Raw genomic sequence first — 20,538 nt, 5'->3', positions numbered from 1 at the left:
GCGCCGACAACATATACGATTCCCCTCTCGTCCGCCGATCGACGGGCGTCGGCGACCCGCCCGCAGGCGGCGCATAAGCTGAGTCCATGGCACGCATCACCGGCTCATGGCTGTCCGGACCGAACGCCGAATCCGGAGACAACCCGCTCGGTGACTATCAGGGCAAGGAACTCGGCCTCCCGGCCTCCGGCCCCGGCGCGCTCGCCCCTTTCACCCGCCGCGTGCTGGCCGTGCTGGTGGACTGGTTCATCTCCATGGGCCTGGCCGCCATCATCGTGCGGCCCGACGCGGACAAGATCCTGTCGAAGATGACCATCCCGAAGGGACAGCAGCCGCCCTCGCATTTCGAGGTCGTCACCCAGGCGCTGTCGACGCCGACGCTGGTCGTGTGGTTCGTGCTCGGGATCGTCGCGGTCACACTGTTCGGTTTCACGCCGGGGCAGTACTTCCTGAAGATCAAGGTCAGCCGCGTGGACGCTGACGCACCGGTCGGTTTCGTCCGGGCGCTGGGCCGGCAGCTCATCCTGCTGTTCGTCATCCCCGCCCTGTTCACAGACAGTGACGGCCGCGGCATGCACGACCGCGCCACCGGCACCGCCCTCGTCTACAGCCGCTGACCCGCGCGGTCACCGCGTTCGCCGGCCCCGGTCACGGACCCGTCGATTCCGGTCACAATTTGTGCTCGGGGTGATTCGAACACATCACGCCGCGTCGAGTCGGCGCGGATCAGCCGCGTTACCTGCGATGCTGTTGGTGCAGTGTGTTGCAAGGCGTTGCCAAATGTTCACCGCTGTTTGCTTTCGATCGGTATGGTGGCGGCGATTTGCCCTGATGCAGCCACCTGGCCGTTGTCAGGGCGGTAGCTGTTGCTGTGCCGATGGAGGGATCGATGGTCGAGGACTACCGGGCGGCCGCGCGGACCCTGAGCCGCCGGTCTCTGCTCGCGACCACCGGACTCGTTGGTTTGGCCGCAGCGGGTGCGGCCGTCGCCGCGGGCGTCAACGCCGCCACCGAAGACGGCGTCCAGCGCACCCAGCACGCCGAGGACATCGGCCAGACGGCAATGGGTCCCGCCCCGATCATCAGCACCGAACGCGTCTACTCGAAGGCCCGCCGGTGCGAGGTCGACCTGGTCACGATCCTGCCGCCCGGCGTCTCCGCCGACAACATCCCCATCTCGCTGCTGTTGCACGGCCTGCACGGCACCGCCCGCAACGCCGCCGTCGGCAATATCGCCGACCTGCTGGCCGCCGCGGTCGCCACCCGCCTCACCCCGGCCTTCGGTTTCGTGGCCCTCGACGGCGGCGACAACTACTGGCACGACCACGGCACCGGCGACGACCCGATGGCCATGCTGCTCGACGAGGTCCCCGGCTGGCTCGCCCAGCGTCGCCTCGCGGGTAAGGACGGACAGCCCTTCGCCTGCACCGGAACCTCCATGGGCGGCTTCGGCGCTCTGGTCTACGCGCGTCGCCGCGCCGAGCAGAACCGCCCGTTGAGCGCGGTAGCCACCATGTCGCCGGGTCTGCTCACCTCGTGGACCGAAATGGCCAAACGCAACGCGTTCATCAATGCCGACCAGTGGGCGGCCCTCGACCCGCTACGCAACCTCGACAAACTCGGCCCGGTCCCCGTCGGCCTGTGGTGCGGCGACCGCGATCGCTTCATCGAGGGCTGCCGCCGCTTCATCGCGACCGCCCGCCCCGAGGTCGGCCTGATCACCCCCGGCACCCACACCGAGGAGTACTGGCGCACAGTCACCCCCGACGTCATCGGCTTCCTCTCCCGCCACCTCCGCTGACCCTGCCGCCGAGTGGCGCACCCTGGAGGGGATTCGTCTGATTTCCCCGCCACCATGTGCCACTCGGCGAAAAAGTAGAAGGCCCGCATCCTGGGGGATGCGGGCCTTCTGCTTTCGAGTGATCAGCGGCGGCGAATCGAGCGCTGGACGCCGCGCATCTTCGCGCCGTTGGGCAGCGGGCCCTTGGGCAGGGCCGGGCCGCCGCGGGTGGCGAGGGCCGACAGACGTCCCTCGATATTGTCCATGCGCGCCGCGTCGATATTGCGCGGCAGCTTGCGCAGGTGGCGTTCCAGCTCCTTGAGCGGAACCTGCCCCTCCTCGTTGCCGATCACGATGTCGTAGATCGGGGTGTCGCCGACCAGCCGCGACACCTTCTTCTTCTCCTGTGCCAGAAGCGACTTCACCCGCTGCGGCGAGCCCTCGGCGACCAGTACGACACCGGGCAGGCCGACCACGCGGTGCACCGCGTCGAGTTGGGTGGTGGCCGCGACACCCGGGGTGACCCGCCACTTGCCCTGCAGGTTGTCCAGCACCCAGGCGGCCGCACCGGCCTGGCCCTCGGCCTTGGCGTACACGTTCTTCTGCACCCGGCGCCCGAAGATGATGAACGCGGCCAGCACGCCCAGCACCAGACCGATCGGCAGCAGGAACCACTGCAGGCCGAAGATCAGGCCGATCACCAGGAACAGCACGGTCACGCCGACCAGTGCGCCGATCATCAGCGGCAGCAGCAGCTTGTCTTCCTTGCGCTGCATCTGGAACGCCTGCCAGAGCTGCTTGCGACGGTCCTTCGACGCCTGCTTGCGCGCCGCCTTCGCCGCGGCCTTCGCTTCCTTCGACGGATTACCGCCCTTGCCTGCTGCCATGCGGTCCAGCTTAATCGCCGGGTACGCCCGGTTCGCGATGGGATGGACAGTGACGGGACCGGTCGGTGCCCGATGGCCCGAATCGCAGTCGGCGCGAGCGCTTGTCGGCCGGAGCCGCCGCATCGGCCGGAGTTCTTCCGGTCGATGCGGCGCTCGTGGCGTCAGACCGCCGCCCCGACCGGTTCGGTGGCCGCCGCCACGGGTGCTTCGGCGCGCGGGGTCCGCAGGGTGATCAGCGCCAGCGGAATACCCACGGCGACAATGACGCCCGCGACGATGATCGCCAGGCGGTAGCCCTCGAGGAAGGCGTGCATCGGAGCCGCGCCCTGCCCGGCCACGGTCGCCGCGCGAGTGGTGAGGATCGCGCCGACGATGGTGACGCCGAGCAGCGCCGAGATCTCGCGGCTCGCATTGACCACCGCCCCCGCCGCGCCCGCGACGGCGGGCGGCATCCGGTCCATGATCGCCGTGTTCAACGGCGTCATGAGCAGGCCCGAACCGATGCCGAAGCCGATGAACGCGGGCATCAGGTCGAGGATGTGCCCGTGCTCGCCGATCGTCGAAATATCCAGCAGCGCACCGACGATGCCCGCCACACCCAGTGCCACGGTGACGTTCGTGCCCAGCCGGCGCGCGGCCAGCGGGGCGAGCGGCGACACCAGCACCATGGCGACCGCCATCGGAATGAACGCCGCCCCCGCCGCGGTGGGCGAGAAGCCGAGCACATTCTGCAGATACATCGCGGTGAAGAAGTAGATGCCCATCACCCCGAATCCCCACAGCATCATCACGGCGATGCCGCCGCTGAAGGCGCGGGAGCGGAACATCGACATATCCACCATCGGGTCCGGCCGGCGCGATTCGATGACGACGAACGCCGCGAGCGCGGCCGCGCCGACCGCGAAGCAGCCCATGATCACCGACGAGGTCCAGCCCCGGTTGTGTCCTTCGATCAGGGCGTAGGTGACCGCGAACAGCGCGATCGCGGAGGTCACCAGGCCGGGCAGGTCGAGCCGGTGCCGCACCCGTTCGCGGGTTTCGTCGAGGGTCAGCGCGGTGAGCGCGAAGGTGATGACGCCGAAGGGCACATTGATCAGGAAGATCCAGCTCCAGTCCACGTGCTGGCTCAGCACGCCGCCGGTGAACGGCCCGAGGGCCAGGGCCAGTGCGCCGATGGCACTCCATACGCCGACCGCCTTGGCGCGTTCGGCGTTGTCGGGGAACAGTCCGGCGATGATGGCGAGGGTCGGAGGGATCGCGGCGGCAGCGCCGACGCCTTGCAGCACCCGGGCCCCGATGAGCATGGCCGGGCTGTCGGCGAGTCCGGCCAGCAGTGAGGCGAGCGTGAACACGGCCAGTCCGCCGAGGAACATCCGGCGGCGGCCGAACAGGTCCGCGAGTCGTCCACCGGCCAGCATGAGCCCGGCGAAGACCAGGATGTAGCTGCTCACCACCCATTCCAGGCCGGAGATGGACAGCCCCAGGTCGCTCTGGATGGACGGCAGCGCGACGTTGACCACGTTGTTGTCGAGAAATGTCATGAAGGTCGCCAGGGAAACCCCGATCAGGGCCCACCAGCGGCGGGGCAATAGTGGCATCACAACTCCTATGCGTTGTTCCTGTACATAATTCGCATACGTTGTACATGTACGTGGTACAGGAAAGCCTGTACGTTGTATATTTGTCAAGTGGCAAAAGCGGAGAACCGATTGAGCCGGGAGACCGTCGCCGACGGCGCGATCGCGCTGGCCGACGCCGAGGGCCTCGACGCGCTGACCATCCGGCGACTGGCCCAGGAACTGGGCGTCACCCCGATGGCGCTGTACTGGCATTTCAAGAACAAGGACGAACTGCTGGCCGGCGTCGTCGACCGGCTGTGGGAACAGGTCGACACCACCCGCGACCGGTCGCGCCCGCTGCTGGAACAGTTCCGCGCCCTGGCCGAATCGCTGGTGACGGTGCTGCGCCGGCACCGCACCCTGGTGCCGCTGTTCCAGGTGTCCCGTGACAACGACCCGAGTCCCGGATTCCTGGACGCCACCGAGGCCGCGCTCGAGATCCTCACCGAATACGGCGTGGACGTCGACTCCGCCGCCGCGATCTGCGGCAACACCTTGCGTACCGCCGTCATGTTGGTGCTGGGCGAGCCCGGCGCTCCGGCGCCGCAGCAGTCCGCCGACGACAATGCCGAGATGATTCGCCGCAAGCGCCTCCGGCTGGAAACCCTTCCGCGGCAGCGTTATCCGCGGATCGTGCAGGCCGCCGACGCGCTGACCTCCTGCGAGGCCGATCGGCACTACGGCTTCGGCCTCGACTTCTTCATGACGGCCCTGGCCGCGCTGCCGCTGCCCGCGCGGGTCGGCGCGGAGGAGTCCTGATGGTCAGGCGTGGCTGGATTTGGCCTGCTCGCGCAGGCTGTCGGCCAGTTGGTGCGGCATCGGTTCGTGGCGGGCGTAGGCGCGGGTGAAACTCGCCGCGCCATGCGCCAGTGACCGCAGATCCACCGCGTAGCGGCTGAGCTCCAGTTCGGGGACTTCGGCCCGAATCGCGGTGCGGCCCAGCCCCGCCGGCTCGGTGCCGAGGACCCGGCCGCGGCGACTCGACAGGTCGCCGAGCACCGGGCCGACATAGGTGTCCGAAACCACCACCAGCACTTCGGCAATGGGTTCCAGCACGCTGATCCGGGCGGTGGCGGCGGCCTCCCGCAAGGCCAGGCCGCCCGCGGTCTGGAAGGCCGCGTCGGAGGAATCCACCGAGTGCGCCTTGCCGTCGAAGAGCGTCACCCGCACGTCGACCAGCGGATATCCGGACGCCACCCCGCGCAGGGCCTGGGCGCGCACACCCTTCTCCACCGACGGGATGAACTGGCGCGGAACGACTCCGCCCACCACCTTGTCCACGAACTCGATGCCGGAACCCTCCGGCAGCGGTGCCACCTCGATCTCGCAGACCGCGAACTGCCCGTGTCCGCCGGACTGCTTCACATGCCGCCCGCGACCGGCCGCCTGGGTGGCGAAGGTTTCGCGCAAGGCCACCTTGTGGTCGACGACGTCGACCTGCACCCCGAACCGGGACCGCAGCCGTTCGAGGGCCACCTCGCGATGCGCCTCGCCCAGGCACCACAACACCAATTGGTGGGTGTCGGGATTCTGTTCGACCCGGACCGTGGGGTCCTCGGCCACGAGTCGCGACAGCCCCTGGGAGAGCTTGTCCTCATCGGCTTTGCCGTGCGCCTTGATGGCGACCGGCAGCAGCGGATCCGGCATGGACCACGGCTCGATGATGAGCGGGCTGTCCTTGGCGGACAGGGTGTCCCCGGTCTCGGCGTGCGTCAGTTTGCTCACGCACACGATGTCCCCGGCGATGGCCTGTGGCAGCGGCCGCTGCTGTTTCCCGAACGGCGCCGACACCCCGCCGACCCGGTCGTCGGCATCGTGATTTCCGTTCGTGCCGGTGCCGTGCCCGCACACGTGCACGGTGTCGTCGGCGTGCAGGGTGCCGGAGAACACCCGCACCAGCGACAGCCGGCCCACGTACGGGTCGGAGGCGGTGCGGATCACCTCGGCGGCCAGCGGCGCGTCCGGATCGCAGGCCAGTGCCGCGGACTTGCCGCCGCTGCCGGTCGCGGACACCGGATGCTCTGCGGGCGTGGGGAATCCGCGGGTGATGAGGTCCAGGATCTCGACGGTGCCGAGCCCCTGGCGCGCGCCCTCGGGTGGGGGAGCGGCGATCAGCATCGGGTGGAAGCTTCCGCGCGCGACCGCTTTCTCCAGGTCGGCGACCAGTGAGGCGAGGTCGATCTCCTCCCCGCCGATGTAGCGGTCCATGAGGGTCTCGTCCTCGCTCTCGGCGATGATGCCCTCGATGAGCCGGTTGCGGGCCTCCTCCATCTGCTCGCGCTGTTCGGCGGAGGCGGGCGTCTCGACGCGTTCCCCGGTCGCGTAGTCGTAGACGTGCTGGGTGAGCAGTTCGATCAGCCCGGTCACCGGCCGGTGCCCGTCGGGGTTCTTGGGCCCGTACACCGGAAGATGCAGCGGCAGTATGGATTCCGCGCGCCCACCGCCGAGGATCTGGCGGCAGGTCTCGGTCATGTCCTCGAAATCGGCCCGTGCGGTGTCCAGATGGGTGAGCACGATGGCGCGCGGCATGCCGACGCTCGCGCACTCCTCCCACAGCGCCAGCGTGGGCCCGCTGACGCCCTCGACCCCGGCGGCCGCGGAGAGAATGAAAAGGGCCGCGTCCGCTGCTCGCAGACCGGCCCTGAGCTCCCCGACGAAATCGGCGTATCCGGGGGTGTCGAGAAGATTGACCTTGACCTTCTCCCACCCCATCGGCACCACCGACAGCTGCACCGACCGGTGCTGGCGCTGCTCGATGTCGTCGTAGTCGGAGACGCTGGTGCCGTCCTCGACGCGCCCGGCTCTGGGCACCGCCCCGGCGGCCACCGCGAGCGCCTCGACCAGCGTGGTCTTCCCGGACCCGCTGTGCCCGACCAGCACCACATTGCGGATATCGCCGGGCCGTTCGGCCACGACCGCCTTGCCGTTCACACCGTGCGCTGAAATCGTTCGCTCGACCATGGCTCACTCCGTGGGTCGATCATTGCGGTCCTTCGAGCTTCCCACCAGCGGCGCGCTCCCGTCCACGAATCGCGGGATAACTCGTCTACCGGCGTTTCGGCGAAGGCCGCGCGGCATTCACGTCCGCGCCACGGAGCAGCGGTTCCACATATGCGACCGCGCGCCGCGTCCCTCGTGGGTCGCGGCGCGCGGTCTGCGGTGAATCGGGTGCGGCTAGGAGCCGAAGCGGGCCAGCACGCTAGTGGCCTCCTGCGCGGCGCTGCCTTCCTCGGCCAGGTGTGCCATCTCTGGGGAGATCTCGCGGCCGTGGTGGCGCATGGCCTGGGCGTAGAGGCGGCCCGCGCGGTACGAGGACCGGACCAGCGGACCGGCCATGACACCGGCGAAGCCCATCTCCTCGGCGGCCTGGGAGTGCTCGACGAACTCCTCCGGCTTCACCCACCGGTCGACCGGGTGGTGTCGCGGGGAGGGCCGCAGGTACTGGGTGATGGTGATGATGTCGCAGCCCGCCTCGTGCAGGTCGCGCAGGCCCTGGGTGACTTCCTCCGGGGTCTCGCCCATGCCCAGGATCAGGTTGGACTTGGTGACCAGACCGGCCTCGCGGGCCGCGGTGATGACCGCCAGCGACCGCTCGTAACGGAAGGCGGGACGAATGCGCTTGAAGATGCGCGGCACCGTCTCCAGATTGTGGGCCAGCACCTCCGGCCGCGACTCGAACACCTCGGCCAGCTGCTCGGGCACCGCGTTGAAGTCGGGGATCAGCAGTTCGACGCCGGTGTGCGGGTTGAGGCGCTTGATGGCGCGCACGGTCTCGGCGTACAGCCACGAGCCGCCGTCCTCGAGATCGTCGCGCGCGACGCCGGTGACGGTGGAGTAGCGCAGCCCCATGGCCTGCACGCTCTCGGCCACGCGCCGCGGCTCGTCACGATCGAGGGCGGCGGGCTTGCCGGTGTCGATCTGGCAGAAGTCGCAGCGCCGCGTGCACTGCTCGCCGCCGATGAGGAAGGTGGCCTCGCGGTCCTCCCAGCATTCGAAGATGTTGGGACACCCGGCTTCCTCGCAGACCGTGTGCAGCCCTTCGCGTTTCACCAGGCCCTTGAGTTCGGTGTACTCGGGGCCCATGGTGGCGCGGGTGCGGATCCACGAGGGTTTGCGCTCGATCGGGGTCTCGGCGTTGCGGGCCTCGATGCGAAGCAGCTTGCGGCCGTTGGGTGCGGCCGGGTCGTTAGGTGTCGGGGTATCGACGGAGGTCACTTGGTTCACCCTACGCTTGTGGTCATTCGGCCTTGACGGGCGCTTCGTCGCGCGCCGCGGGGATTGGTTCGGGGCATTCGGCGGCGGCTGCGGCGCAACGGGACACGGTGTGGTCGGCCACCGTCAACTCGCCGTCGAGGGCGCGGGCGATCGCGTCGGCGACCAGCGGCCGCACCTCGGCGACGGTGACGTCCCGGCCGAGTTCGCGGCTCAGGGTGGTGACCCCGGCATCGCGGATGCCGCACGGCACGATCGCGTCGAAACCATCCAGGCTGGAATCGCAGTTGAGCGCGATGCCGTGCAGGGCGACGCCACGCTGCACGCGCACGCCGATCGCGGCGACCTTGCGCTCGGGCAGGAACTGGTTCGCCGGGACCCACACGCCCGAACGGCCTTCCACCCGACCGGTTTCCAGCCCGAGCCGCGCGCACACGGCGATCAGCGCCTCCTCGAGGCGGCGCACGTACGCGACGACATCGACCGGTTCGGCCAGCCGCACGATCGGGTAGCCGACCAATTGCCCCGGCCCGTGCCAGGTGATCTTCCCGCCGCGGTCGACCGCGATGACCGGGCTGCCGTCCACGGGCAGATCCCGCGGCTCGGTGCGGCGTCCGGCGGTGTAGACGAAGGGGTGTTCCAGCAGCAGCAGTCGATCCTGCCCGATGCCTTCGGCGCGTTCGTCGGCGATGGACCGCTGCAATTCCCAGGCTCGCTGATAGTCGATCAGGCCCAGATCTTCGACCGCGAGGGGTGTGCTGTCGAAGCGAGCCGACACCGCGCGGGGTAACGCCGCGGTGGCCGTAGTGCTCTCGCTCACGATGGCGACGCTACTCCTTCGGGGAAGGTCCGTTGCATGAGCGTCAGGTCCATCCAGCGCCCGAATTTGTGCCCGACTTCGGGCAGCTGCCCTACGGTGCTGAAGCCGAATTTCTCGTGCAGGGCGATCGACGTGCGGTTACTCGACTCGATCGCCGCGATCATGGCGTGCACCTCGCCGCTCTCGGCGCGTGCCAGTAGCGCCCGCATGAGCGCGGTGGCCACGCCGCGGCGATGGAATATATCTGACACGTACACCGAGTTCTCGACCGAGAACCGGTAGCCCGACTTGGGCCGGAACTGCCCGTAACTCGCGTACCCCGCCAGCGTGCCGCCGATCTCGGCGACCAGCACCGGATGGCCGGCGCCGGTCCGCGCCGCGAACCAGGCCTCGCGCTCGTGGATGTCGGCCGGTTCGGTATCCCAGATGGCCGTGGTCTCGGCGATGGCGTTGTTGTGGATCACCAGGATCTCGGGCAGATCGCTCTCGCGTGCGTCCCGCACCACCACGACGGACGGTTGATTGGTCACGCCCCCACGGTATCCGCGCGGTTGCTGTGACGTGCACCGCGCCCGGCGTCAGCCGAAGGTGTCCCCGCATCAGCCGAAAGTGCCCTGGCCGCAGCCGCCGCCGACCCGTAGTCAGCCCGAGTGGCCGAGCGTCGCGGTCAGCGCCGCGCCGATGGTCGGGTGCTGGAACTGGTACCCGGCTTCCTCCAGCGCGGTGGGAATCGCCCTGGGCCCGTGCAGAATCGCCTCGTCCGCGAACTCGCCGACCGCCAGCTTCAATGCGAACGCGGGCACCATCAACGGCGTCGGCCGATGCATGACCCGCCCCAGCGCCCGCGTGAACTCGGCATTGGTGACCGGCGCGGGACCGCACATATTGACCGGCCCGGAAAGGTTCTCGTGGGTGAGCGCGTACACGATCGCCCCCACCTCGTCGTCGAGCGAGATCCACGGGACGTACTGCCGCCCGCTGCCGAGCCGCCCGCCGAGCCCGAGATAGTAGAGCGGGTACAGCATTCCGAGCATGCCGCCGTGCCGTGCCAGCACCACCGCCGAACGCAGCAGCACCGTGCGCACTCCGGCGTCGGCGGCCTGTTCGGTGGCGGCCTCCCAGTCGGCGCAGAGCCGGGCCAGGAATCCTGTTCCGGCGGGGGAACTCTCGGTGACGACCCGCTCGCCGGTCTCGCCGCCGTAGTAGTGCGCACCGCTGGCGTTGACCAGCGTCGGCACTCCGGCGGCGGCGACCGCGGCGGCCAGGACGTCGGTGGGGACGATGCGGCTGTCGCGCAGCTCCTGTTTGTAGCTGCCGTTCCAGCGCCGCCGCCCGATGCTCGCGCCGCAGAGGTTCACCACGGCGTCCGCACCGCGCAGCGCGCGCTCGTCCAGGTTGGAACGGACCGGATCCCAGGTGAATTCGTCGCGGGCGTGCACGGGACGGCGCACGAGGCGGGTGACCTCGTGCCCGTCGCGGCGCAGAGCCGCGACGAGTGCCGTCCCGATCAGTCCGGACGAACCGGCGACCACGATCTTCATCCGATCCAACCCCCGACCCGTCTCCGTTCCGGCCTCAGAGGCCCAGGTCACCCTCGAACGCGGCCTCTTCCAGACGGTGCTTGATCGTGGTCACGAAGCGACCCGCGTCGGCGCCGTCGATGAGGCGGTGGTCGTAGGTGAGCGGCAGATAGGCCATCGACCGGATGCCGATGAACTCGTTGCCGTCGTCGCTGATCACCATGGGGCGCTTGACGATCGCGCCGGTGCCCAGCTCGGCGGCCTGCGGCGGCACCAGAATCGGGGTGTCGAACAGCGCGCCGTTCGAGCCGATGTTGGTGATGGTGAAAGTGCCGTTGGCCAGCTCGTCCGGCTTGAGGCCGCCGGTGCGGGCGCGGTTGGCGATATCGGCGATGGCGCGCGCCAGTCCGGCCAGCGACAGGTCGTTGGCGTTGTGGATGATCGGCGAGAGCAGACCCTGCTCGGTGTCGACCGCGATACCCAGGTTGACCACCGAGTGGTAGGTGATCTCCTTGGTCTCCGAGTTGTAGGAGGCGTTGATGTTCGGGTGCACGGCCAGCGCCTCGATGACGGCCTTGGCGTAGAACGGCAGGAACGTGAGGTTCACGCCCTCGCGCTGCTTGAACGAGGCCTTGGCGCGGTTGCGCAGGGACGCGATCTTGGTCATGTCGACCTCGTGCACCTGGGTGAGCTGCGCGGTGGTCTGCAACGACTCGAGCGTCTTGGCCGCAGTGATCTGCCGGATGCGGCTGGCCTTCTGGACCGTGCCGGTGAGGTGCGACAGCGACGGACGCGGCGCGGCGGCGGCAGCGGCCGGGGCGGCCGGAGCAGCGGCGGCGGGCGCGGCGGCAGCGGGCGCCGGAGCCTTCTTGGCCTCGGCGGCGGCGAGCACATCCTGCTTGCGGATGCGGCCGCCGACTCCGGAGCCGGTCACGGCGGAGAGGTCAACGTTGTTCTCCGCGGCCAGCTTTCGCACCAGCGGGGTGACGTAGGGGCCACCGTTGCTGGAGGGCTCGTCGGCCGGGGTCGCCGCGGCCGGAACCGGGGCGGTCTTCGGCGCGGGAGCCGGGGCCGGAGCGGCCGGGGCGGGCGCGGGAGCGGCGGCGGCCGGAGCCGGAGCGGGGGCGGGCGCAGGCGCGGGCGCCGGGGCCGGGGCCGGGGCCGGGGCGGCCGCGGGGGCGCCGCTGCCGATGACGCCCAGCTGTCCGCCGACCTCGATGACGTCGTCTTCCTGCGCGGAGATCTCCAGCAGGGTGCCCGCGACCGGGGACGGGATCTCGGTGTCGACCTTGTCGGTGGAGACCTCGAGCAACGGCTCGTCCACGGCGACCTGGTCGCCGACCTGCTTCAGCCAGCGGGTGACGGTGCCCTCGGTGACGGACTCACCGAGCTCCGGCATCTTGACCGGGGTGCCGGAGGCGGCAGCGGCGGGGGCGGGCGCGGCGGCCGGAGCCGGGGCGGGTGCGGCGGCGACCGGCTGCGGGGCCGGGGCGGGAGCCGCCGGCGCGGGGGCGGGGGCGGGGGCAGGGGCTGCGGCGGGAGCCGGGGCGGCGGCCGGGGCCGGAGCGGAACCGGCCTCGCCGATCACGCCGAGTTCGCCGCCGACCTCGATGACATCGTCTTCCTGGGCGACGATCTTCACGAGAACGCCGGCGACCGGGGACGGGATCTCGGTGTCGACCTTGTCGGTGGAGACCTCGAGCAACGGCTCGTCGACCTCGACCGTGTCTCCCTCCTTCTTCAGCCACCTGGTGACGGTGCCCTCGGTGACGCTCTCACCAAGAGCTGGCATCTGGACGGAGAAGGTCATGTCCGTTGACTCCTCTGACTGCTCGTCGGGTTAAACAGTTCGTCTCTCCGCGGGCGTGGCACCGCGGGTCGCGGTGTCGTCCCGGACGGCCACCGCAGGGTGATGGCACCGGAGATCCGTGTTGGTTCTTGTTCCAGCCACCCATCCTTGCACTCGTCCGGGTGCGGCGTGTCACAGGGCGGCGGTTGTGCCGACCTCTCTTCGCCACATTTCCCGGCGTGAGCGTCGAACGCCACGGCGCGCGGGTGAAATAGCGGGATGCCATGACACGTATCACGTTTGCGCCGTCCTGGCCTTTCCGGCGTGCCGCTGACCGGACCGCGCACCCCCGCTGAGTCGATTCTGAAGGGATTCTGTGCAGCTGCTATGGAAATGGCCGATGGTCTGGCGAAGTGGCCGTGAGCTGCGCACTATCGAAGTATCCGGCGGTTTTCCGAAGCCGGGGAGGAGGTTGACGGGAATGGGTTTCCTGGATCTGTTCGGGCACAGCGGTACCGCGCGCCGAGGCGAGGCCGATCCGGCCGACATGGGCCATCTCGTGGCCTGGACGCGAAACCATTACGGCGTGGAGGCTTTCGTCGAGCCGCGCACCACGGTCACCGATGTCACGGTGCTGCTCGTCGCGCATGACGGCGAATGGACCCGTCGCGTGGTCGGCGAACGCGGAGCGCAGCGCCTCTCGGGCGCCCTCGGCATTCCGGTCTACGACGCCCGTCGCGTCGGCTACCCGCAGCGCATGCGCGACTACGACGCCCGTCGCCGCATCCTGGAACGCCGCACCGCCCAATGGGCCTGAGCCCCGTGGACACCCTGGGCCGCAAGCTGTTCGGGGGCGCGTGCTCGATCAGCACCGCCGCCAACACGATCGAGGCCGGCGGCGACATGTCGGTGCCGCGAACATTCCCCGGGTGTTGACGCTGGTCTGCAGACCTGCATGGCCGAGCAGGGGTCTCCTGCTGGTCCGGAGCCGATGCTGGATCTGCGGCTGTTCCGACCGGGCAGCGTCGGGGCCGCGCTGTTGCTGTGCACCCCGCGCCGAGCGCTGACGCGAACGCCCGCCCCGCTGTGCAAGCGGGGCGGGCGTTTTGTCACAGGACTCGTGTCACGACCAAGGACGCGATTACTCCGCGGCGATGTCCTCGAGCGTGGCGATCAGCGTGCGGACCGGAACGCCGGTGCCGCCCTTGCCGATGTAGCCGAACGGTCCGCCGGTGTTGTAGGCGGGCCCGGCGACATCCAGGTGCGCCCACTGCACGCTCTCGGACACGAACTCCTTGAGGAACAGTCCCGCCGACAGCATGCCGCCCCAGCGGTGCGGTGCGACGTTCTGCAGATCCGCGATCTTGGAGTTCAGGTCGGCGCGCAGCTCCGCGGGAAGCGGCATGGCCCAGGCGTTCTCGCCGACGGCCTGCGAGATGCGCGCCACCCGGTCGCGGAAGGCGTCGGTGCCCATGACGCCCGGGGTGCGGGTGCCCAGCGCCACCATCTGCGCACCGGTGAGGGTGGCGACGTCGATGACGTAGTCCGGCTCGTCCTCGGCCGCGCGCACCAGCGCGTCGGCCAGGATGAGTCGTCCCTCGGCGTCGGTGTTGATCACCTCGACGGTGGTGCCGCCGTACTGGGTGAGCACGTCACCGGGCCGCTGCGCGGTGGCCGAGGGCATGTTCTCGGCCATGGGCACGGTGGCGATGACGGTGAGCGGCAGGCTCAGTCGCGCCGCCAGCAGCGTGGTGGCGATGACCGCCGCCGCGCCGCCCATGTCGGAGGTCATGTTCTCCATGGACTGCGCGGGCTTGATCGAGATGCCGCCGGTGTCGAAGGTGATGCCCTTGCCGATCAGCGCGACCTTGGGGTCGCCGCCCGCGTAGGTGATGCGGATCAGGCGCGGCGGCCGCGAGGAGCCCTTGCCGACGCCGAGAATGCCGCCGTAGCCATGGGATTCGAGTTCGGTCTCGTCGAGAACCTCGACCTGGAGACCGGCCGCCTTGCCCAGTTCGGCCGCGCGGTTGGCGAATTCGGCCGGGAACAGGTCGCTCGGCGGGGTGTTCACGAAATCGCGTGCGGTGGTGACGGCTTCGGCGATGGCCTGCGCCCGGAACAGCTCCTCCTCGCCGAATCCCGGTGCGGGCACCAGGAATTCGACCCGCTGCACCGGCTGTTCTTCGGGCTTGGGCGCGCTCTTGGCGGACTTGAACGCGGTGAACTGGTACGCACCCAGGTAGAACCCCTCGGCTGCGGCGCCCAGATCCAGGCCCGACAGCGTGGTGACCGCGGTGGCGACCCCGGTGAGCGCCCGTCCGGCCGCGCCGGCCGACTTGCGCACCTGCTCGGCGTCGAGCTTGTCCACTGCCCCGAGCCCGACCGCCAGCACGAAGTCCACGCCCAGCCCGGCGGGCGCGGGCACCTTGGTGACCTCTTCGCCCTTGCCCTTGGCCCCGACCGCCCGCAGCGCGCTCACCAGGGCGTCGCGGGTGTCGCCGTCGAGCACATCCTCGAAGGCGTCGGCGGGCGCGATGACCGGCCCGTCCTCCGACGAGGTGAGTCCGATGACCAGGACATCGGCCTCCCCGATGCCCTCGGTGCGAGCGAGTTCCGGCCCGAGCGAACGATCTGCAACAGCTGTCATAGTTGCCCACGTTACTGCGCCGCTCCGGCCGCAGCCGGTTGGGCGCGGACCGCACGATAGATTGCTCTGTGATTGCTGTTTGCCCTGAATCGTCTCGGCACGAAAGGGTCGTCATATGGCGTCACCGCTGAAGACGCGTATGGCCGGGTCGGCTGTCGCCCTGGTCGCGGCCGTGTTCGCCGGCTGCGTGCTGACGAGTTGCTCCGGCACCAGTCCGGCCCCGACGCCGACCACCGTCACCACGCTGGCGTCGATACCGCCGACTTCCGTCCAGCCCGAGCACAATGTCGGCGACGACTGCTCCGACGGCCGCATCGTCGCGCAATGGGGTCTGACCGCCGACGGCCGGTGGGTCTGTGTCCCGAAGGAACAGGCCACCTCGACCGAGCCCACCCCGCCGACATCCGCCGGTGAGCCAGGCGGCCGCTGACCGCTCGGCGAATTCGCGGAAAACCTCTGTTCGGGACGGGTTTTCGTCAACGGTCCTCGACGTCTGTTTCGCCCGATTTCCAGCTCTTCCGGCCCCCGTCCTCCCTACCCTGGAATCGACGGGCGCGCAGGAGGTTCCAGTGGCGAAGGCGAGATTCCAGCGGACGAAGCCGCATGTCAATGTCGGCACCATCGGCCATATCGACCACGGCAAGACCACGCTCACCGCGGCCATCACCCGGGTCCTGCACGACCGATATCCGGACCTGAATCCCTTCACCCCCTTCGAGGCCATCGACAAGGCCCCCGAGGAACGCCAGCGCGGCATCACCATCTCCATCGCGCACGTCGAATACCAAACGGAGAACCGGCATTACGCGCACGTCGACTGCCCCGGACACGCCGACTACATCAAGAACATGATCACCGGCGCCGCCCAGATGGACGGCGCGATCCTGGTGGTCGCCGCCACCGACGGCCCGATGCCGCAGACCAAGGAGCACGTCATCCTGGCCCGGCAGGTCGGCGTCCCGAAAATCGTGGTGGCGCTGAACAAGTGCGACATGGTGGAGGACGAGGAGATCCTGGAGCTGGTCGAACTCGAGGTGAGTGAACTGCTCAGCGAATACGAGTTCGACGGCGACAACAGCCCCATCGTGCGGGTCTCCGCCTTCCAGGCGTTGTCCGATCCGACGGGGGAGTGGGGCGCGACGATCACCGAACTGCTGGCCGCCGTGGACGACTGGATCGACACCCCCGCCCGCGAGGTGGAGAAACCGTTCCTCATGCCCATCGAGGACGTCTTCACCATCACCGGCCGCGGCACTGTCGTCACCGGCCGCATCGAGCGCGGCGTGCTCAAGGTCAATGCCGAGGTCGAGATCGTCGGCATCCGCCCGAAAACCACCAAGACCACCGTCACCGGCATCGAGATGTTCCGGAAACTCCTGGATGAGGGCCAGGCGGGGGAGAACGTGGGCCTGCTGCTGCGCGGCGTCCGCCGCGAGGACGTGGAACGCGGCCAATGCGTCATCAAGCCCGGTTCGGTCACCCCGCACACACAGTTCGAGGGTCAGGCGTACATCCTGTCGAAGGAGGAGGGCGGCCGCCACACCCCCTTCTTCAACAACTACCGCCCCCAGTTCTACTTCCGCACAACCGATGTCACCGGCGTCGTGACCCTGCCGACGGCAGTGGAGATGGTGCTGCCCGGCGACAATGTCTCCATGGAAGTCGTGCTGATCCAGCCGATCGCCATGGAGGTGGGCCTCAAATTCGCCATTCGTGAGGGCGGCCGGACCGTCGGCGCGGGCCAGATCACCAAGATCCTGAAATAGCCCGGCCGCCGCGCGCGGGTGTCAGCCCATCTCCTCCAGCGCCTTGCCCTTGGTCTCGGGAACGAACCTGAGCACGAACGGAATCGAGAGCAGCGCGAACAGCGTGTAGATGACGTACGTCCCCGACAGGTTCCAATCCGCGAGGCTGGGGAAGCTGGCGGTGATGACCCAGTTGGCGATCCACTGCGCCGACGCCGCCACACCCAGCGCGGCCGCGCGCAGCTTGTTCGGGAACATCTCACCCAGCAGCACCCACACCACCACACCCCACGACAGCGCGAAGAACAGCACGAAGCAGTGCGCCGCGATCAGCGCGACAATGCCCTGCGCGTGCGGCAGCGACACGTCGTCGCCGGACCCGGTCTTGGCCGAGAACGCCCACGCCTCCAGCCCCAGCGCGACGACCATGCCCGTGGAGCCGATGAGCGCCAGCGGTTTCCGCCCGATCCGGTCGACCAGCATCATGGCGATCACGGTGCCGACGATATTGATGATCGAGGTGGTGAACGAATAGAAGAACGAACTGGACGGATCGATGCCGACCGACTGCCACAGCGTCGCCGAGTAGTAGAAGACCACATTGATGCCGACCAGCTGCTGGAACATCGACAGCCCGATACCGATCCACACCACCGGCAGGAACCCGAACCCCCCGCCCAGCAGATCCTTGAACGTCGACCGGTGCTCGCTGTACATGGCCTGCTCGATCTGCGCGACCCGGGCGTCCAGATCGCCCGTGCCGCGCTCGACCTCGGCCAGCACCTGCTTCGCCTTCTCGATCTTGCCGACCGAGATCAGATACCGCGGCGACTCCGGAATCGTGAAGGAGAACAGCCCGTACAGCCCGGCCGGAATCACCATCACGCCGAGCATCCACTGCCAGGCCTCCAGCCCCGCGATACTCCCGCGCTGCTCACCGCCCGCCATCTTCAGGATCGCGAAGTTCACCAGCTGCGAGGTCGCGATGCCGATCACGATGGCCGCCTGCTGGAACGAGGCCAGCCGCCCGCGATACGCCGGCGGCGACACCTCGGCGATGTAGGCGGGCCCGATCACCGAGGCCATCCCGATCCCGATACCGCCGATGACGCGCCACATGGCCAGATCCCACAGCGCGAACGGCAGCGCCGACCCGATCGCGCTGGCCGTGAACAGCGTCGCCGCGATCCGCATCACCCAGATGCGCCCGATCCGGTCCGCGATCCGCCCGGCGATGGCCGCGCCCACCGCGCAGCCGATCAACGCGATCGCCACCACCTGCGCCAGCGTCGCCGACCCGATGTCGTACCGATCGCGGATGGCCTCGACCGCGCCATTGATGACGGAACTGTCGTATCCGAACAGGAATCCGCCCATCGCGGCCGCCGCGGTGATGAACACGACGTAGACCAGGCTGTCGGCCCCGCGCTCCTGATCGTCCGAGGTTCGCGACCCCACCGATGAATTCACGCCGACTCCTTCGTCCGGACCCGGGTCGTGAAACCCGAGCCATCCTCTCTGGGCTCGGCCGAGATGACGCACAATCCCCGTCAGACGGCGCGCTTCGACCATTCTTGCTGGGGGAATGCCCGTGAATGCTCAACGCAACGCCGAACTGGTCGTCCGGTTCTCCGGTGGTTCATTCGGTTCCGTGGTCGGCCAACGCCCACCCTCGGCCGGGGCCATGCGTGTCCCCATCGGAGGGCGGACCAATCGGGCGGAAGGGCCTCGGTCCACGCCCTCTCAGCGCCGCGGCAGCCCCGGTATCCGCGGAACCCGCAGCCGCCCCAGCCGATTCGCCCGCGCCGTCTCGCGCGCGAGCGCCTCGGCCGCCAACTGGTCGGCCAGCGCCAGCAACTGCCGAGCCGCGATCACGTCACCCCGCTTGGCCGCCTCCACCGCCGCCTCCACCGCCCGCGACACCCCGGTGCGATCCGCCTGTCCACCCATACCGCTTGCCCTCCACTCGATTTCCGGTCGGGAGGTATTCGGTGCCGCGATCCAGCGCACTCCTACGACTTCGGGATGAATCGGAGATTTACGATCGCGCCACGCCTACGTTCAGGAAGGGATCATGGCCGAAGCCAAGGGCAGGGCCGGGATTGTCGGGGGCGGAATCGGCGGCCTGGCCGCCGCGATCGCACTGCGCGCGGCGGGCTGGGAGGTCGTCGTCTACGAGTGCGCGCCCCAGTTCACCGAGGTGGGCGCGGGAATCGTCCTCGCGGCCAATGCCTTGAATGCCTTGGACCTGCTCGGGGTGGGTGAGGCGGTGAGAGCGGGGACCCTGCCGGATCGACGTGGCTTCGCGCGGAACGATCGCGGGCGGGTCCTCGTGGACGCACGCATCAGCGACTTCACCGGCGGGGTGGTCGCCCTGCACCGCGCCGACCTGATCGCGATCCTCGCCGCCGCGGTGCCCGCGGACTGCGTCCGCACAGGTACCCGGGTTATCGACGTCCACGCGGACGGGCGGGTCGAAACCGCCACCGGAGCCGACCCATATGACCTGGTCGTCGGTGCTGATGGCGTCAACAGCGTGGTCCGAAGCCGGCTGTGGCCGCGGGAGCGCCCAGTGCAGCGGACCGGAATCGCTGCGTGGCGATGGGTCCTCGACCTTCCCGCGCCCGACCCCGTGGGCGTGATCCTGGGCCGGCATGGCGAAGCCGGAGTGGTGCCGATCGCGGGCGACCGCACCTATGTCTTCACCGCGGGCCGCCCCGGCATCTCGGACCTGGACTACTTCACCGACTGGCCCGATCCGCTACCGGAACTCATCGCCGTCACCGACCGCTCGACCGTGGTGACCGATGAACTGCTCGAAATCGATGTCCCGCGCCACCTGTGGAATGGCCGCGTGGCCCTGATCGGGGACGCGGCCCACGCGATGCGCCCAACCCTGGGCCAGGGAGCGGGCATGGCGTTGGAGGACGCCGTCACCCTGGCGGCCTGCGCACCGGATCTCGCCCACTATTCCGCCGCCCGCCGGAGCCGAGTCGCCCGGATGAGCTTCCTGTCCAAACACGGAACCCGCATGACCTCCCCGGGCTCGGCCACTCTCGCCGCCTTGCGCGACGCCGCATTCCTCGCGATCCCGAACAAAGTCTCGGTAGCGATGTTCCGTTCCCACAGCCGCCGCATCCTCGAAGGCTGGAAGCCCCCGCAGTCCGCCGCGTAGTCGCCGGAAAACCGCAGGTAGAGAGGCGATTTGACTTTGCTTCGACGCACCACGTAACTTATTCCAGGTCAGAGCGACACGGACACCGACCCGGAGCCCCAAGGGCCTGGGAAACGAGGTTGGACGAGGAGCGCCTGATGATCACACTAGTTCCACCTGACCAGCGGATTTGGTTCTGCTGCATGGCCGGGGCTAAGCTTGAAAAGTTGCCTAGCTAGTCGAACGGGCTTACCGCTCGGATTGATGGCTTGTGCGTGTGTTCTTTGAGAACTCAATAGTGTGTCGATGAATGTCAGTGCCAAATTTTGAAATTTGGTTCCGGCCTCACACCCCCCGTGTGTTGG

General features: G+C 69.0%; 18 protein-coding genes. 7 read left to right on the top strand and 11 right to left on the bottom strand.

Features of this window, described 5'->3' with window-relative positions; all coding sequences use genetic code 11:
* The first annotated feature begins 86 nt into the window (after positions 1-86).
* Both ABZ412_RS33905 and ABZ412_RS33900 read left to right on the top strand, forming a co-directional pair.
* A complete protein-coding gene (locus ABZ412_RS33905) occupies positions 87-617 on the top strand; it encodes an RDD family protein (RefSeq protein ID WP_357288777.1) in 531 nt (176 codons plus the stop codon).
* A gap of 272 nt (positions 618-889) precedes the next feature.
* Entirely contained in the window at positions 890-1,801 is a 912-nt protein-coding gene (locus ABZ412_RS33900; protein ID WP_357288774.1) for an alpha/beta hydrolase-fold protein, read from the top strand.
* Positions 1,802-1,923: 122 nt separating this feature from the next.
* On the opposite strand, the gene ABZ412_RS33895 is transcribed toward ABZ412_RS33900, so the two are convergent.
* Together ABZ412_RS33895 and ABZ412_RS33890 are read right to left on the bottom strand one after the other, a co-directional pair.
* On the bottom strand, positions 1,924-2,667 hold the full coding sequence (locus tag ABZ412_RS33895; protein ID WP_357288771.1) for a DUF4191 domain-containing protein: 744 nt from the start codon (positions 2,665-2,667) through the stop codon (positions 1,924-1,926).
* Positions 2,668-2,828: 161 nt separating this feature from the next.
* Positions 2,829-4,265 carry an MFS transporter gene (locus ABZ412_RS33890; protein ID WP_357288768.1) on the bottom strand — a complete coding sequence of 479 codons (1,437 nt, stop codon included), beginning with the start codon at positions 4,263-4,265 and terminating at the stop codon, positions 2,829-2,831.
* A 90-nt stretch (positions 4,266-4,355) separates the two neighbouring features.
* On the opposite strand from ABZ412_RS33890, the gene ABZ412_RS33885 reads away from it, so the two are divergent.
* Positions 4,356-5,045, top strand: coding sequence for a TetR family transcriptional regulator (locus ABZ412_RS33885; RefSeq protein WP_357288765.1), 690 nt, complete (start codon positions 4,356-4,358; stop codon positions 5,043-5,045).
* Between the two features lie 3 nt (positions 5,046-5,048).
* Here ABZ412_RS33885 and ABZ412_RS33880 read toward each other — a convergent pair whose 3' ends face one another.
* From ABZ412_RS33880 to sucB, 6 genes are all read right to left on the bottom strand, one after another.
* Positions 5,049-7,247 carry an elongation factor G-like protein EF-G2 gene (locus ABZ412_RS33880; RefSeq protein WP_357288762.1) on the bottom strand — a complete coding sequence of 733 codons (2,199 nt, stop codon included), beginning with the start codon at positions 7,245-7,247 and terminating at the stop codon, positions 5,049-5,051.
* 213 nt (positions 7,248-7,460) lie between these two features.
* A complete protein-coding gene (gene lipA, locus ABZ412_RS33875; protein WP_357288759.1) occupies positions 7,461-8,501 on the bottom strand; it encodes a lipoyl synthase in 1,041 nt (346 codons plus the stop codon).
* A 22-nt stretch (positions 8,502-8,523) separates the two neighbouring features.
* A complete protein-coding gene (gene lipB, locus ABZ412_RS33870) occupies positions 8,524-9,276 on the bottom strand; it encodes a lipoyl(octanoyl) transferase LipB (protein ID WP_357288862.1) in 753 nt (250 codons plus the stop codon).
* 38 nt (positions 9,277-9,314) lie between these two features.
* Entirely contained in the window at positions 9,315-9,827 is a 513-nt protein-coding gene (locus ABZ412_RS33865; RefSeq protein ID WP_357288860.1) for an N-acetyltransferase family protein, read from the bottom strand.
* Positions 9,828-9,959: 132 nt separating this feature from the next.
* Entirely contained in the window at positions 9,960-10,859 is a 900-nt protein-coding gene (locus ABZ412_RS33860; protein ID WP_357288756.1) for a TIGR01777 family oxidoreductase, read from the bottom strand.
* A gap of 34 nt (positions 10,860-10,893) precedes the next feature.
* On the bottom strand, positions 10,894-12,648 hold the full coding sequence (gene sucB, locus ABZ412_RS33855) for a 2-oxoglutarate dehydrogenase, E2 component, dihydrolipoamide succinyltransferase (RefSeq protein ID WP_357288753.1): 1,755 nt from the start codon (positions 12,646-12,648) through the stop codon (positions 10,894-10,896).
* Between the two features lie 460 nt (positions 12,649-13,108).
* On the opposite strand from sucB, the gene ABZ412_RS33850 reads away from it, so the two are divergent.
* Positions 13,109-13,444, top strand: coding sequence for an oxidoreductase (locus ABZ412_RS33850; RefSeq protein WP_357288750.1), 336 nt, complete (start codon positions 13,109-13,111; stop codon positions 13,442-13,444).
* A gap of 324 nt (positions 13,445-13,768) precedes the next feature.
* Here ABZ412_RS33850 and ABZ412_RS33845 read toward each other — a convergent pair whose 3' ends face one another.
* Positions 13,769-15,274: a leucyl aminopeptidase gene (locus ABZ412_RS33845; protein WP_357288747.1), complete on the bottom strand. Its 1,506-nt coding sequence runs from the start codon at positions 15,272-15,274 to the stop codon at positions 13,769-13,771.
* Positions 15,275-15,389: 115 nt separating this feature from the next.
* Between ABZ412_RS33845 and ABZ412_RS33840 the strand changes: the two genes are divergently transcribed.
* Positions 15,390-15,704 carry a hypothetical protein gene (locus tag ABZ412_RS33840; protein WP_357288745.1) on the top strand — a complete coding sequence of 105 codons (315 nt, stop codon included), beginning with the start codon at positions 15,390-15,392 and terminating at the stop codon, positions 15,702-15,704.
* 139 nt (positions 15,705-15,843) lie between these two features.
* Positions 15,844-17,040, top strand: coding sequence for an elongation factor Tu (gene tuf / locus ABZ412_RS33835; RefSeq protein WP_357288742.1), 1,197 nt, complete (start codon positions 15,844-15,846; stop codon positions 17,038-17,040).
* 21 nt (positions 17,041-17,061) lie between these two features.
* Here the strand turns inward: tuf and ABZ412_RS33830 are convergent, their stop codons facing one another.
* Together ABZ412_RS33830 and ABZ412_RS33825 are read right to left on the bottom strand one after the other, a co-directional pair.
* A complete protein-coding gene (locus ABZ412_RS33830) occupies positions 17,062-18,489 on the bottom strand; it encodes a sugar porter family MFS transporter (RefSeq protein ID WP_357288738.1) in 1,428 nt (475 codons plus the stop codon).
* A 273-nt stretch (positions 18,490-18,762) separates the two neighbouring features.
* A complete protein-coding gene (locus tag ABZ412_RS33825) occupies positions 18,763-18,969 on the bottom strand; it encodes a hypothetical protein (protein ID WP_357288735.1) in 207 nt (68 codons plus the stop codon).
* A 124-nt stretch (positions 18,970-19,093) separates the two neighbouring features.
* Here ABZ412_RS33825 and ABZ412_RS33820 point away from each other — a divergent pair, with 124 nt between their 5' ends.
* Complete coding sequence (locus ABZ412_RS33820) at positions 19,094-20,194, top strand: FAD-dependent monooxygenase (protein ID WP_357288732.1); 1,101 nt, start codon at positions 19,094-19,096, stop codon at positions 20,192-20,194.
* Positions 20,195-20,538 lie beyond the last annotated feature (344 nt).

Source organism: Nocardia sp. NPDC005746, from assembly GCF_040630785.1.
Taxonomy (GTDB): Bacteria; Actinomycetota; Actinomycetes; order Mycobacteriales; family Mycobacteriaceae; genus Nocardia.
This window is presented reverse-complemented; position numbering and strand designations above follow the sequence as displayed.

Bases quoted from the DNA above. Each gene is read 5' to 3' on its own strand.
- ABZ412_RS33905 (WP_357288777.1), top strand. From the start codon at position 87: ATGGCACGCATCACCGGCTCATGGCTGTCCGGACCGAACGCCGAATCC.
- ABZ412_RS33900 (WP_357288774.1), top strand. From the start codon at position 890: ATGGTCGAGGACTACCGGGCGGCCGCGCGGACCCTGAGCCGCCGGTCT.
- ABZ412_RS33895 (WP_357288771.1), bottom strand. From the start codon at position 2,667: ATGGCAGCAGGCAAGGGCGGTAATCCGTCGAAGGAAGCGAAGGCCGCG.
- ABZ412_RS33890 (WP_357288768.1), bottom strand. From the start codon at position 4,265: ATGCCACTATTGCCCCGCCGCTGGTGGGCCCTGATCGGGGTTTCCCTG.
- ABZ412_RS33880 (WP_357288762.1), bottom strand. From the start codon at position 7,247: ATGGTCGAGCGAACGATTTCAGCGCACGGTGTGAACGGCAAGGCGGTC.
- ABZ412_RS33860 (WP_357288756.1), bottom strand. From the start codon at position 10,859: ATGAAGATCGTGGTCGCCGGTTCGTCCGGACTGATCGGGACGGCACTC.
- sucB (WP_357288753.1), bottom strand. From the start codon at position 12,648: ATGACCTTCTCCGTCCAGATGCCAGCTCTTGGTGAGAGCGTCACCGAG.
- ABZ412_RS33850 (WP_357288750.1), top strand. From the start codon at position 13,109: ATGGGTTTCCTGGATCTGTTCGGGCACAGCGGTACCGCGCGCCGAGGC.
- ABZ412_RS33845 (WP_357288747.1), bottom strand. From the start codon at position 15,274: ATGACAGCTGTTGCAGATCGTTCGCTCGGGCCGGAACTCGCTCGCACC.
- ABZ412_RS33840 (WP_357288745.1), top strand. From the start codon at position 15,390: ATGGCGTCACCGCTGAAGACGCGTATGGCCGGGTCGGCTGTCGCCCTG.
- ABZ412_RS33825 (WP_357288735.1), bottom strand. From the start codon at position 18,969: ATGGGTGGACAGGCGGATCGCACCGGGGTGTCGCGGGCGGTGGAGGCG.
- ABZ412_RS33820 (WP_357288732.1), top strand. From the start codon at position 19,094: ATGGCCGAAGCCAAGGGCAGGGCCGGGATTGTCGGGGGCGGAATCGGC.